This window comes from Rhodothermales bacterium, from assembly GCA_013002345.1.
In the GTDB taxonomy this organism is placed as follows: Bacteria; Bacteroidota; Rhodothermia; order Rhodothermales; family JABDKH01; genus JABDKH01.
In genome coordinates this window covers 1-13,362 of record JABDKH010000222.1, presented here as the reverse complement: position 1 = coordinate 13,362, position 13,362 = coordinate 1, and the positions used below count along the sequence as shown (strand labels likewise).

16 protein-coding genes and 1 tRNA gene are annotated in these 13,362 nt (G+C 58.5%); 15 read left to right on the top strand and 2 right to left on the bottom strand.

Annotation, left to right across the window (positions count from 1 at the left end):
- The 13 genes from rplM to dnaB all read left to right on the top strand — a co-directional run.
- The coding region (rplM, locus tag HKN37_11315; protein ID NNE47237.1) for a 50S ribosomal protein L13 at positions 1–327 on the top strand (327 nt) is incomplete at its 5' end.
- 30 nt (positions 328–357) lie between these two features.
- A complete protein-coding gene (gene rpsI / locus HKN37_11310) occupies positions 358–753 on the top strand; it encodes a 30S ribosomal protein S9 (protein NNE47236.1) in 396 nt (131 codons plus the stop codon).
- A 150-nt stretch (positions 754–903) separates the two neighbouring features.
- Complete coding sequence (rpsB, locus tag HKN37_11305) at positions 904–1,965, top strand: 30S ribosomal protein S2 (protein NNE47235.1); 1,062 nt, start codon at positions 904–906, stop codon at positions 1,963–1,965.
- Between the two features lie 54 nt (positions 1,966–2,019).
- Positions 2,020–2,850 carry an elongation factor Ts gene (locus HKN37_11300; protein NNE47234.1) on the top strand — a complete coding sequence of 277 codons (831 nt, stop codon included), beginning with the start codon at positions 2,020–2,022 and terminating at the stop codon, positions 2,848–2,850.
- Between the two features lie 144 nt (positions 2,851–2,994).
- Positions 2,995–3,765 (top strand): UMP kinase, encoded by a 771-nt coding sequence (locus HKN37_11295; GenBank protein NNE47233.1) that lies wholly within the window; start codon positions 2,995–2,997, stop codon positions 3,763–3,765.
- A gap of 29 nt (positions 3,766–3,794) precedes the next feature.
- Positions 3,795–4,364, top strand: coding sequence for a ribosome recycling factor (gene frr, locus HKN37_11290; GenBank protein NNE47232.1), 570 nt, complete (start codon positions 3,795–3,797; stop codon positions 4,362–4,364).
- Between the two features lie 47 nt (positions 4,365–4,411).
- A tRNA-Ser gene (locus HKN37_11285) sits at positions 4,412–4,498 on the top strand.
- A 90-nt stretch (positions 4,499–4,588) separates the two neighbouring features.
- Positions 4,589–5,470 carry a YicC family protein gene (locus HKN37_11280; GenBank protein ID NNE47231.1) on the top strand — a complete coding sequence of 294 codons (882 nt, stop codon included), beginning with the start codon at positions 4,589–4,591 and terminating at the stop codon, positions 5,468–5,470.
- Complete coding sequence (gene gmk, locus HKN37_11275) at positions 5,445–6,098, top strand: guanylate kinase (protein NNE47230.1); 654 nt, start codon at positions 5,445–5,447, stop codon at positions 6,096–6,098. The genes HKN37_11280 and gmk overlap by 26 nt, the downstream gene beginning before the upstream one ends.
- Positions 6,040–7,326, top strand: coding sequence for a bifunctional phosphopantothenoylcysteine decarboxylase/phosphopantothenate--cysteine ligase CoaBC (coaBC, locus tag HKN37_11270; protein ID NNE47229.1), 1,287 nt, complete (start codon positions 6,040–6,042; stop codon positions 7,324–7,326). The genes gmk and coaBC overlap by 59 nt, the downstream gene beginning before the upstream one ends.
- A gap of 80 nt (positions 7,327–7,406) precedes the next feature.
- Positions 7,407–8,036: a metallophosphoesterase gene (locus HKN37_11265; protein NNE47228.1), complete on the top strand. Its 630-nt coding sequence runs from the start codon at positions 7,407–7,409 to the stop codon at positions 8,034–8,036.
- A gap of 216 nt (positions 8,037–8,252) precedes the next feature.
- Positions 8,253–9,041 (top strand): uracil-DNA glycosylase, encoded by a 789-nt coding sequence (locus tag HKN37_11260; protein NNE47227.1) that lies wholly within the window; start codon positions 8,253–8,255, stop codon positions 9,039–9,041.
- 11 nt (positions 9,042–9,052) lie between these two features.
- Positions 9,053–10,597, top strand: a complete 1,545-nt coding sequence (gene dnaB, locus HKN37_11255) for a replicative DNA helicase (protein ID NNE47226.1) — start codon at positions 9,053–9,055, stop codon at positions 10,595–10,597.
- A gap of 8 nt (positions 10,598–10,605) precedes the next feature.
- Here the strand turns inward: dnaB and HKN37_11250 are convergent, their stop codons facing one another.
- Together HKN37_11250 and HKN37_11245 are read right to left on the bottom strand one after the other, a co-directional pair.
- Positions 10,606–11,361: a TerC family protein gene (locus HKN37_11250; GenBank protein NNE47225.1), complete on the bottom strand. Its 756-nt coding sequence runs from the start codon at positions 11,359–11,361 to the stop codon at positions 10,606–10,608.
- A 128-nt stretch (positions 11,362–11,489) separates the two neighbouring features.
- Positions 11,490–11,714 (bottom strand): hypothetical protein, encoded by a 225-nt coding sequence (locus HKN37_11245; GenBank protein ID NNE47224.1) that lies wholly within the window; start codon positions 11,712–11,714, stop codon positions 11,490–11,492.
- Between the two features lie 645 nt (positions 11,715–12,359).
- Between HKN37_11245 and HKN37_11240 the strand changes: the two genes are divergently transcribed.
- Both HKN37_11240 and HKN37_11235 read left to right on the top strand, forming a co-directional pair.
- Complete coding sequence (locus HKN37_11240) at positions 12,360–12,800, top strand: SRPBCC domain-containing protein (GenBank protein ID NNE47223.1); 441 nt, start codon at positions 12,360–12,362, stop codon at positions 12,798–12,800.
- A gap of 154 nt (positions 12,801–12,954) precedes the next feature.
- Positions 12,955–13,362: RNA polymerase sigma factor (locus HKN37_11235; protein NNE47222.1), on the top strand; the 408-nt coding region annotated here is incomplete at its 3' end.

Here is a 13,362-nt window from a genome sequence, read left to right as displayed (position 1 = left end):
ATCCTCCGCGGGAAGCACAAGCCGTCGTTCACTCCTCACGTCGACGTCGGCGACCACGTCATCGTCATCAACGCTGACAAAGTGCGCTTTTCCGGAGCGAAGGAAGCGAACAAGACGTACTTCAGCCACAGCGGCTATCCTGGCGGTGTTCGGGTTCAGACCGTCAAGGATCTGAGAGAGAGGAAGCCGGAATTCATCGTAGAGAGCGCCGTTCGCGGCATGCTGCCGAAGGGCCCGCTGGGTCGCCAGATGTTCAAGAAGCTGAAGGTCTACGCGGGACCAGAGCACCCGCACGCGGCACAGAACCCGTCAACGCTCGAGATCTAAACCGATTTTCAGTAGAAAAGCCCAATAAGAATGGCAGCACCTGTTCAGTATAACGCCGTCGGCCGCCGCAAGACGTCGGTTGCCCGTGTCTACGTTAGGCCCGGGAAAGGCAAGGTCGTCGTTAATAAGAAAGAGATCGAGACCTACTTCCCCCTCCTGACGAGCAGAAACCGGGCCCTCGCTCCACTCAGAGTGACAGAGACCGGGGACCAGTTTGATATCGTCGTCAACGCCAAAGGCGGTGGACTCACTGGCCAGGCAGAGGCCATCCAGCTCGGCATCGCACGCGCCCTTCTGCAATACAACGAGGAGTTGCGCAAGCCGCTGCGGGACGCTGGCCTCCTTACGCGTGACCCACGCATGGTCGAGCGCAAGAAGTACGGCCAGCCGAAGGCGCGCAAACGCTTCCAGTTCTCGAAGCGTTAGGCCGTAACTCTGCCACAGGCATTCAGTATGTGTCGGCCCTGGCCGACAAAATCACACATGCAGTCCGATGCGCGGCGGGGTGGCCAACCCTGTTTGGCTTCACCGCGCAGATGACGGCTGCAGAGGAGTAAACCCAACCATACGGAGATAATGGAAACGCAAGCATCGACGCATCGCGCCTCGATAGAGGACCTGATCAAGGCCGGAGCCCATTTCGGCCATCTCACCAGTCGCTGGAATCCCAAAATGCGCTCCTACGTGTTCATGGAGCGCAACGGCATCCACATCATCGACCTGACACGTACGCAGACTCTGCTCGATGAGGCTGCCGCGGCTGCCGCCCGATTTGCCGCTCAAGGCAAGACCATCCTCTTCGCCGGTACGAAGAAGCAGGCCCGCGACATCCTCCGCAAACACGCGGAGGCCTGCGACATGCCGTATGTCGTGGAGCGCTGGCTCGGTGGCACGCTAACGAACTTCCAGACGATCCGCCGCAGCATCCGGCGCATGGAGGATCTGTCCAAGATGGAAGAGGACGGAACACTCGACCAGCTAAAAAAGAAGGAGCGCCTCATGAAGGGGCGCGAAAGGCAGAAGCTGGAGAAAGTATTGACGGGTATAGCTTCAATGCCCCGCGTACCCGGCGCCCTTTTTGTGGTCGATATCAACCGCGAGCACATCGCCGTCAAAGAGGCGAGAAAGCTCGGTGTGCCGATTATCGCCATGATTGATACCAACTGCGATCCGGACCTCGTCGATTTCCCGATCCCCGCCAATGATGATGCTATCAAGTCCATCGATCTTGCGGCATCCGTGATCTCGACGGCCATTCAGGAAGGGCTGAAGCAGCGAGACCTCAAGCGGGCTAGCGAACAAGCTGAGAAAGACAAGATCCAGCAGGAGAGGGCGGAGATAAAGGCAGAAAGAGCAGAGAAAGCGAAGAAGGCGGAGAAGGAAGAGAAGGGCGAGCCGGACAAAGAGAAGAGAGCCAGGAAGACAACATCGACACCTGAGAAGAAGGAGAAGGAGTTGCTTCAGCTGGCCAAGACCGAGAAGCCAGGCGACAAGGCAGCGACGAAGTCAGCGAAAACGTCCGACGTAGTCTCAGACGTAAAAGCCGAGACGAAGGCCGCTGAAGAAGTTGCTGCGAAGGCCGCAAAGAAAGCGAAAGAGCCAGCCGACGCGGAAGCCGCCGAGAAGGCTAAGTCGTAACCCGTTCGACCAACTCCTTCAACGAAGACACAAGCAAGCTTAGAGATGGAAATAATGTCTGTATCAGCCAAAGATGTAAAGCGGCTTCGCGACATCACCGGCGTGGGGATGATGGATTGCAAGCGTGCGCTCACTGAGAGCAACGGCGACTTTGACGCCGCCATCGAACTCCTCCGCAAGAAGGGACAGAAAGTTGCAGCGAAACGCGCCGACAGAGATGCCAAGGAGGGTCTCGTCGTTGCTCGAACATCCGCTGACGGTCACACAAGTGTGCTCGTCGAAGTGAACTGCGAAACAGATTTCGTCGCCCGAAACGAAGACTTCCAGTCCTTCGCCGGTGACGTCGCTGATCTCGTTCTCGCGAAGCTCCCTGCCGATCGCGATGCTCTCCTGGCGCTCAACATGGAGAACGGACAGAAGCTGGAGCAGATGATCACCGAACTTACCGGCAAGATCGGTGAGAAGATCGATGTCCGGCGACTGGCCGTACTGACCAACGACTCCGGCCAGTCCGTTCCGTACATCCACCCCGGTTCACGACTTGGAGTACTCGTTTCCATTTCGGGAACGGGAGAAGCCACGGTCGTTGGTCGTGATGTGGCCATGCAGGTCGCGGCATTGAATCCGGTCGCGACTACTCGCGACGAAGTACCGGTCGATGTCCAGGAGAAGGAAGTCGAGATCGCCCGCGACGCCGCACGCAACGAAGGCAAACCGGAGAAGATTCTCGATCGAATTGCTCAGGGCAAGCTCGAACGTTACTTCAAGGATAACGTGCTCGTTGAACAGCCGTTCGTGAAGGACGCCTCCATCAGCGTAGGCGACCTGCTCAAGAAGTCGGACCTGACCGTTCACTCGTTCGTCAGGTTCGCGCTCGGCGACTGACAATGGATGCCGAAGAAGTCTGGATAGTGAGCAGGGCGCCGCATTCGTGGCGCCCTGTTTGTTTATGCCTCCGGCGCCTTCGCTTCCTTTGCTTAGCTTGCGATGACTCCCTAGTTTTCCTCAGCCAATCAACGCATCAAATACATGTCTGAAGCCGGCGAATCGAGCTTGCGTTACAAACGGGTCATGCTGAAACTGAGCGGCGAAGCGTTGCTCGGTGACAAAGAGTATGGCGTGGACGACAAGGTCCTCGCGACCTACGCACGGGAGATCAAGACGGTCATTGATGAAGATGTCGAAGTCGCGATTGTCATTGGTGGCGGCAACATCTTTCGCGGCGTGAACAATGCTTCGACGGGCATGACGCGAGCTCATGCGGACTACATGGGCATGCTTGCGACCATGATCAACGCCATGGCGCTCCAGGATGCGCTCGAGCAGGCGGGCGTGTACACCCGGTTGTTGTCGAGCATCAAGATGGAGCAGATTGCCGAGCCTTTCATTCGGCGGCGAGCGATCCGGCATCTCGAGAAGAGACGCGTCGTCATTTTCGGGGCGGGCACCGGAAATCCTTACTTCACGACGGACACGGCGGCCGCGCTTCGCGCGCTGGAGATTGATGCCGACGTGATACTGAAGGGGACCCGCGTGGACGGCGTGTTTAGCGCAGATCCCGAAAAAGACGCCGGGGCTGAGTTGTTCAAGACGATCCACGGCGACGACGTGATCGAGAAGAATCTGCGCATCATGGATATGACGGCTTTTACGCTTTGCAAGGAGTCGGACATGCCCATTATTGTTTTCAACATGAACGTGGAGGGCAACCTGGCGCGGGTCGTTCGCGGCGACCAGGTGGGAACGCTGGTTCACTGGACGGGTAAAGCATCTGCTGCCGGCGTGGCTCACGCCAGGTAGATTCAGATTCTGAATTTTGGAGATCGATTATGCTTGATGACCACATTAAGCGAGTGCTAGGGGAGGCCACCGACAAGATGGACAAGGCGCTCGAGCACCTTCGGACGGAACTGACCTCGATCCGGGCTGGCCGAGCGTCTCCAGCCATGCTTGAACACCTCAGGGTGGACTACTACGGGACACAGACGCCCCTGAACCAGATGGCGAGCGTCAGTGCGCCACAGCCGGACCTTCTCATGGTTCAGCCGTGGGACACCTCTGCACTTGCGGAGATCGAGAAGGCAATCCTGACCTCGAACATGGGATTCAATCCCTCGAACGACGGCACCTTCATCCGAATACCCATTCCGCCTCTTTCCGAGGAACGACGCAAGGACCTCGTTAAGACGGCACGGGCACGCGGCGAAGACACGAAGGTGGCCGTCCGGAATGTGAGGCGCCACTCGAAGGACGAGATCAAGCGAATGCAGCAGGACGAGAACCTGCCTGAGGACATGCGCTACGAGGGTGAGGAGGAGCTGCAGCAGGTCACCGACAAGCACATCCAGAAGATTGACGACTACCTCGACAGGAAGGAAGCGGAGATCATGGAGGTGTAACCTGCGTTCTATTTCTGACTGCAGAACGCCGGTGTTTGGATGCGAACGGAGAGGTGCCCGAGTGGCTGAAGGGGCACGCCTGGAAAGCGTGTGTACCTCTAGGGGTACCGTGGGTTCGAATCCCACCCTCTCCGCATTTACGGGCCGGAAGCGGCGGCGCTTTCGGCTCTTCTGGTTGATGTACATCGCACCGCCCGGCGGTGCAAGCAAGCAACACGCGGACTATGATTTCGAGTATGACCGGTTTTGGGCGGGGACGGGCTGAAGGCGAAGGAGTCACGGTCGTCGTCGAAATTAAATCCGTGAACAGCCGCTTCTGTGAGATTTCAGTCCGGGGACCGCGCAACCTCGCCGAAAAGGAGGTCGATGTTCAGAATCGGATCAAGGAATCCCTGGCACGCGGGCGTATCACGGCCCACCTCACCATTGAGGCGCGGGCCGAACTGGAGTCTGCTGTCGGCATCAATCGTCCGGTGGCCCAGGCGTACCGTAACCTGCTGCAGGACCTGATCAGGGAATTGGACATTCAGGACTCCGTCAGACTCGAGCACCTTCTGCGTTTTCCCGAGATCGTCGACAAGACCGATACGGCGGAAACAGACATCGAGGAACTCTGGCCCGTCGTCGCCGCGGCGCTGGAAGAGGCCATCACCAAGATATGCGCGATGCGGCGCAAGGAAGGTGAGGCTCTTCTGTCTGACCTTGCCGGAAGTCTCGATACGCTGGAAGAAGGTCTCGCGACCATCAATGATCGAGCGCCGGAACGTATTGTCGCGGCACGTACACGACTACAGGAGCGAATTGCCGAACTCGTAAGCGAAGAGCGCGTCGACCGGGAGCGTCTTGAATTTGAGATCGCCATCATGGCCGACAAGCTCGATGTAAACGAAGAAGCCGTTCGCCTCGCCTCGCACATACAACTTTTCCGCGACGCCCTTGAGATGAAAGAGTCCGTCGGCCGGAAGCTCAACTTCATTTCGCAGGAGATGAATCGCGAGATCAATACCATCGGATCAAAAGCAAACGACCCTGAGATCGCCCACGTCGTGGTGCGAATGAAAGAAGAACTTGAGAGAGTCCGTGAACAAATCGAAAACGTCCAATAGTAACGGCAACGCGGACCGACGAAGAATCGTTGTCCTCACCGCCCCGAGTGGCTCCGGCAAGACGAGCATCGCTCGCCGCGTCATGGCCCAGATGCCGGATCTCCGGTTCTCTGTTTCTGTAACCACGCGTCCTATTCGTCACTACGAGCGTGACGGGGTCGACTACCATTTCGTCTCACCTGAGACGTTCAACGATTACATCGAGTCCGGCGAGCTCCTGGAATACCAGGAGGTGTACCCGGGCAGGCTTTATGGAACGCTGCAACGTGAGGTGGACCGGACAGCCGCCGAGGGACCTGTGCTGCTCGACATCGACGTCAAGGGGGCGCTGAACGTCCGTGAGGCCTTCGGAACAGATTGTTTCGTGATCTTCATCCGCCCGCCATCGTTGGAAGAACTGGAAAAGAGACTCACACTGAGGGGAAGTGAAGATCCGTCGTCACTGGCCGATCGTATCGACAAGGCCACGTACGAACTCGAGCACCAGGATCGCTTCGACGCCGTCGTCGTCAACGAGGACCTGGACAGTGCTGTAACCGATACGCTTGCACTGATCCACTCTTTTCTCGATGCGGATCCCGACTCGAACCCGGCGATCGAATCTCGACAACGAAAAAACGGTGACTGATCTATCTGACCGAAATATCATTCTTGGTGTGACCGGTGGCATCGCGGCCTACAAATCGGCTGAGTTGGTCCGGTTGCTGAAGAAGGCGGGTGCGACCGTACAGGTCGTGATGACGCCGGATGCGACTCGTTTTATCGGGCCGCTCACCCTCGGGACGCTTTCTGAACGCGAAGTCCTCATGGAGATCTTTCCCGAGAATGAATCGGGAAGCTGGACGAAGCACGTGTCGCTTGGCCTGTGGGCGGATCTGTTTGTCGTCGCGCCGGCGACAGCCCAGACCGTCGGCAAGCTCGCCCACGGACTCTGCGACTCCATGCTCACTGCCGTGGCGCTTGCTGCACGCTGCCCCATCCTAGTTTGTCCCGCGATGGATCACGACATGTTCGTCCATCCTGCGACGCAGTCGAATCTGGAGACGCTCGAGGAGTATGGTTATGTCGTCATGCCGCCGGATCGGGGCGAACTCGCGAGTGGGCTGGTCGGACAGGGGCGGCTGCCGGAGCCGGAGGCAATCGTGGAGCGCATAGCCCGCGAATTGCAGCAGCGGATCGAGGCGTGCGAAGACCTCGTCGGGATGAAAGTGCTGGTGACCGCAGGGCCGACGCGCGAGTCAATCGACCCCGTCAGGTTTCTTACCAATCACTCGTCCGGAAAGATGGGCTTCGCTCTGGCCATTGCCGCCAGGCTACGCGGAGCCCATGTGGTTCTGGTGTCGGGGCCCTCCGACCTGCCGTCTCCAACCGGCGTCGAACGCATTGACGTAACGACCGCGAACGAGATGTACCAGGCCGTGATCCGACATCGCGATGCGGACGTCGTGATCATGGCGGCTGCCGTGGCGGACTACACGACAGAGTCGACCGCGTCGTCGAAGATCAAAAAAGAGGGAGATGGCGACCTGGTGCTAACACTGCACCGAACCCGTGACATCCTTGCCGAACTGGGCCGATCCAAGGAGCCGGAGCAGACGCTCGTCGGCTTCGCCCTCGAGACAGACAACGAGATCGACAACGCACGTCGCAAGATCGCAGAGAAGAACCTCGATCTCATTGCCCTGAACAACCCGAAAGACAAGGGAGCTGCGTTTCGTCACGACACGAACCGCGTACGCCTGATTGACAGAGACGGTGCCGTAGAGGATCTGGGAACGAAGTCGAAGGACGATATCGCGAACCTGATTCTGGATCGCGTAGTGTCGATACGTTTGGTTGGGGAGGTTTCGGAGTAACACGCCGGTCGCAGGGCCTGATTCTGCAGCCAGAAGCAAGGTGCCGGTGGTACACTCCGGCCGACAACTCGCATGCCCGTATGCGCATAGTCGTTGTAGGTGATACCCACGGTAAACACGACGAACTCGGCATTCTCGAGGGCGACGTTCTCATTCATTGCGGCGATTTTTGCGATGGGTTCCAGAAGAACCAGAGCGATGTGGACGACGTCGATGCCTGGTTCGCCCGGCAGCGATTCGAGTGCATTCTCTGTATCGGGGGAAATCACGACTTCGCAGCTTCTGAACGACTCCGCCTGGGCCTGCCTGTCTTCCGCCATGCCGTATGGCTGCAAGATACCAGCCACGTGTATCGAGGCGTTAGGTTCTATGGGTCGCCATGGCTTCCGCACCTTCAGGGATGGGCGTTCTACATGACACCCGGCGGACTCCAGGAGAAGTGGTCGATGATTCCGAATGCGACGGACGTTCTCATTACACACACGCCCCCGTTTGGAATTCTGGACAGGCCACGGTCGGGCAAGATCAGTTGCGGGTGTCCGGATCTATTGAAACAGCTTGAGATCGTACGGCCGCGGTATCATGTCTTTGGGCATATCCATGCCAGTGCCGGCATTTATGAGGGCGAGCATACCACGTTCATAAATGCTGCTTCAGTCGATAGTAATTTCGACATAGCGCGTCCGCCCGTCACGCTCGAATACGTTTGAGCTGACACATGCCTGCCGATGCTGTGGACTTGATTCGTCGACGGGCTCTGTTGTGCCGACAGGCTGTTCACCTGGTCAGTTGTCCCCATTTTTCCCACAATCGCCATGAATCCCCGGTGCGTCTGGTTGAGATGCGAGCCCCGGCATCCTACCTTGCGTGTCCGCTAACATGTGCGCCCGACACGCACTTCGAAAAAGGATGTTGACTCTTAATCGATGCACGACGTTTTGGATGAAATAAAGGGCGCACTGGAACTGGAGATAGCGCTGTCGGGCCCGACGGTGCCTGTTGAGCCAACAGTTGTTTCAGAAGCCTCTCCGTTGACGTCGACGAGTCCCGCCCCTGCAGCCGCGCCTCCAGGGGAAAACAACACTGAAACGACCGATCGCTTCAATGCGCTGATCGAGGCCGGGTCACCGCTTCACAAATTCGGCGACCTCGCCGCCGTGGAGAAGTGGGTCGCGAACACCGTTCTGATTCCGCTGGACGAGGTTCGACAGAAACCCGTCTTCGGCGTAGGCAACCCCGAAGCCGATCTGATGATTATTGGTGAAGCGCCCGGCGCCGATGAGGACCGGCAGGGAGAACCGTTCGTTGGTCGTGCCGGTCAGTTGCTTACGAAGATTCTCGCCGCCATCGGTTTTGCCCGCAGCGACGTGTACATCGCGAACATTCTCAAGAGTCGCCCTCCGAACAACCGCGATCCTTTGCCTGCCGAAGTCGCAGCCCACATCCCGATTCTGTTCAAGCAGATCGCGCTCATTCGTCCACGCGTGATCCTTTGCGTGGGAAAGACCGCGGGCAATTCGCTTCTTCAGAAGAAGGGGTCTCTCAAGGCATTGCGCGGAGAGTTTCATGACTTTCATGGCGTCCCGGTAATGGTCACTTATCATCCGGCGGCACTGCTTCGAAATCCCGAGTGGAAGAAGGCTACATGGGAAGACGTGCAGAAACTGCGTGACCACCACGATCAACTCACGGGCGCCGGCGCCACCAGCTACTGAAGAGTCTCGCCATGGCTGACGAAAAGGATCTTACGACACGGATCAGGCTGGAGGAAGAACTTCAGCCCCCGCCTCCGAGACCGCGTCGCCGCAATGGTGGGGCGACCCCGGCGTCCGGCACGGGCAGATCCGGCCGCGTGCCTCCTCAGGCCGTCGACATCGAGAAGGCCGTTCTCGGCGCGATGCTTATCGAGCGCGAGGCGATTCCGCAGGTGATCGAAATCCTGCCTCCGGACGCGTTCTACGCTTCACAGCACCAGAAGGTGTACGACGCGATTCTGGGCCTGTTTGAACGAGGCAATCCGGTCGACCTCATCACGGTAGGAGAGGAGCTCCGGCGAAATGGCGAACTCGAGAAAGTAGGCGGAGAGTACTATCTCTCCGAGCTGACGACACACGTGGCCTCGGCTGCCAACGTTGAGTATCACACCCGCATCATCACCGAAAAATCGCTGCTGCGTAAACTCATCGAGACGATGACCGCGCACGTCGGTGATGCGTACGATCCGTCGGCCGATGCGTTCGAACTGCTCGACCAGGTCGAGTCCGACATCTTCCGAATCTCCGACACCCAGCTTCGTCGAGCCGCGACCTCAATGAACGAGGTTTTGAAGGACACGCTGTCGCGACTGGAGGCGATTCACGGACGCGAAAGCGGCATCACGGGTGTGCCCACCGGCTTCAGTTCGCTCGACAATTTGACCGGCGGGTGGCAACCATCCGACCTGATTATCATCGCTGCGCGACCCTCCATGGGCAAGACGGCGTTCGCGCTGGCATCCGCCCGAAACTCGGCGCTTCACAAGAAGAACCCTGTCGGTGTCGCCATCTTCTCGCTCGAAATGAGTGCCGGGCAGCTTGCCCAGCGTCTCCTGACATCCGAAGCCCGCGTCGATGCACAGGCTGCCCGTACGGGACGACTCAGCGATGACGACTGGCCAAAGCTGGCCCGCGCCGCCGGCCGGCTTTCGTCCGCTCCCATCTACATCGACGACACGCCGGGCCTCTCCATCCTCGAACTTCGCGCCAAGTGTCGCCGCCTGAAGGCCGAGCACGACATCGGCCTCGTCGTAGTCGACTACCTGCAGCTCATGCATGGGACGCTTCAGTCGCGCAGCTCCAACCGCGAACAGGAGATTGCTCAGATATCCAGATCCCTCAAAGGCCTCGCCAAGGAATTGAACGTGCCCGTCCTGGCTCTGTCTCAGCTGAGTCGTGCAGTGGAAACTCGCGGCGGCGATCGGCGCCCACAACTGTCCGACCTGCGGGAGTCCGGATCCATCGAGCAGGACGCTGATGTTGTGGCATTTATCTACCGTGCGGAGCGCTATGGGATTACAGTCGACGAGCACGGCAATTCAACAGAGGGACTCGCGGAGATCATTGTCGGCAAGCAGCGAAACGGACCCGTCGGCGATGTGCGGCTGGCGTTCGTCCATCAACATGCTCGCTTCGAGAACCTGACGACGTATTACGCCGAGCCGTCGGCGCAACTCGGCCCGGAAGGCGCCGAAGGTGCGGCCGGCGAGTTGCCCCCAGTCGACACGCCGTTCTAGGCAGGCGATCAGCCGCCGAGTCCGGGTGGCAGTGACCGCCCGAGTTTAATCGGCGTCTTCTCTTTCGATCGGAGCCGCAGGTTCAGCATCTCCACGAACACCGAGAAGGCCATCGCAAAGTAGATGTAACCCCTGGGGATGTGGAAATCGAGGCCTTCCGCCACGAGTGCGACACCAACCATCAGCAAGAACGCCAGAGCCAGCATCTTAACTGTGGGCCGGGCCTCTATGAAGCGCGAGATGGCTCCCGAACTCACCATCATGATAATGATTGCTATCACGACAGCCGTGACCATCACCCATAACTGATCGGCCATTCCAACTGCCGTGATTACCGAGTCGAGGGAGAACACGATGTCGAGCAGAAGAATCTGAATGATGACGCTGCGAAACGTTGCGGCCGCGCGAGAGCCCGCATCCTCATGGCCTATTTCTTCCAGCCTGGAGTGAATCTCGTGAGTCGCTTTCGCCAGCAGGAATAGCCCTCCTCCGATGAGAATGAGATCGCGTCCAGAAATCTCATACCCGATGATGGCAAACAGGGGTGCGGTAAGTCGCATGATCCAGGTGAGCGAAAGCAGCAACAGGACGCGGCCGATGAGTGCGAGTGCAAGTCCCACAATGCGGGCACGCTCCTGCTGATGTTCCGGCAGCTTTCCGGCGAGGATCGAGATGAAAATGATGTTGTCGATGCCAAGGACAATCTCGAGCGCCGTCAGCGTGGCAAGAGCGATCCATGCCTGAGGGTCGTACAACCAGTCCAATGTTTGCGGCCTTTGAAATGAATGGTGGGGAGCCGCCCACAATTTAACGGACTGACCTGAAGCAGAAAAGCCGCACCATTGAGGCGCGGCTTCGCGAATTTATACCTGGGCCGATGGGATGCGGGGGTTCATGCCGCTCGTGTCTCGCGGGAGTTTGCGACGTCCTTGTCCCAGTATGGCCGACTGTCGGTGTTGATGGTGTCCGAGGCTTTACGACAGAGCTGCATGATCTCAGCCTGAATCTCGACGTGCCGCGTCCAGCTCTCCTTCGTCCGTACGAGGGTACACGATTCTTCAACCAGCGCTTCGATGCGCTCGATGAGATCCTTTTTGACGACTTCCTTGTTTACCATTGCCTTGTCCGCCTGAGCCAACCATGTTGTCGAAGTGCTAGCGGTAGTATCGGCGGCAGGAAGGGGTGATTTAAGTCAAGAATCGACGCAGATATTGGTGGCGCAGGAACGCAGAGGCGGCGCCGGGGCACTGGCAACGGCAGCATCCGTGCTCGGCAATGATTTCGGTGGTGGACGGCAAGGACTCGGTCGGTAGGCGCGAGTGTCAGAAACCGTCATCCCTGACCAGATCACGGGGCCACGCCCGGTTTCTGCCGACTTGAATGGGATTATTCGCTGCGATCATCAGTCGGCCCTTCGGTCCTCGCGTTTCGCCTGCCCCTGCCTGCGCAGGGGCGTGCGCGAGAATGACGGGGAAAGAGAATGACCGGGGGTGCGACAACTAAAAGGCTTGGCGCCCCAATCCGGCGCCAAGCCACATACAGCGGGCGCTGGGTGTATTTCTCGCCGCAATCGTGATTGCGACCCTTTCGGGTAAAGCGCCGGCTGTGCCTGTAACAGTAGCCACGAACGCGAGCAATGTCAATCTGGAGATCCCGATTTCACACTGCGAAACCCGGTCGTAGTTGACCAGCCGATCGACGTATTGGTACACTGCCGCCGGCCATCCAACATTCATCTACCGCAGAAAACACTGATCGCGCTATGAGAGAGATTGTCACCGCCATTGATGTCGCGGCTGCCCCCGAGATCGTCTGGAAGATTCTCACAGACTTCGGCAGCTACCCGGAGTGGAATCCGTTTATCCCGGAGATTGTCGGGGCTGCCGTCGAAGGAACGCGGCTTGCTGTTCGCATCGAACCGCCCGGTGGTAAGGCGATGACATTTCGACCAACAATCCTGCGGGTAGCACACCCCCGGGAGTTGCGGTGGCTTGGACGACTGCTCCTGCCCGGCCTGTTCGATGGAGAACACCTCTTTCAGATCGAGGAAACAGCCTACGGAGGCGCTCGCCTACATCATCGCGAACAATTCAGCGGACTGCTGGTGCCCCTGTTCTTGAATACTATGTCGGGACCGACGCGAAAGGGCTTCGAGGCGATGAACAACGCGCTCAAGAAACGTGCAGAGGGCCGTGCCAGCTGATGTGACGGCTGGCTGCTCTCCGTAGGCTCCCTCGTCCTCGATATAGTCGGGCTCCGTGAAGCCACTGCGGCTCCGCCTATACACTACAATCTTCGACCGTAACTGTAACCATTCTGAAGATGACCGGTTTTCAATGGAAACTGCGACCCATCGAATGCGACAAGACCAGAACCTGAAGACGGACTCCGAACTCATGCTTGAGGTCGCGGGAGGGGCACGAGAGAGTGCCGGCGTGTTGTTTACGCGTCATCATCAGAAACTGTACCGCTACTTCTTCTCGATCATGCGAAACAGAGCTGACAGTATGGATGCCGTGCAGGACGTGTTTGATCGGCTCATTCGGTACGGTCACTCCTTTCGCGGCGGGACCTTCTTGCCCTGGCTGTTTCGAATCGCAAAGAACGTTGCAAATGATCAATACCGAAAACCCTCTCGTTCAGAAACATCGCTTGAGACGTTCCAGCGTGTGGACCCGGCGCCTTTGCCAGACCGTCATCTTGAGATGAGCCAGGACAAGAGGGTGCTCGCCGAGGCCCTGAACCGGCTTTCGCCGGCGTATCGG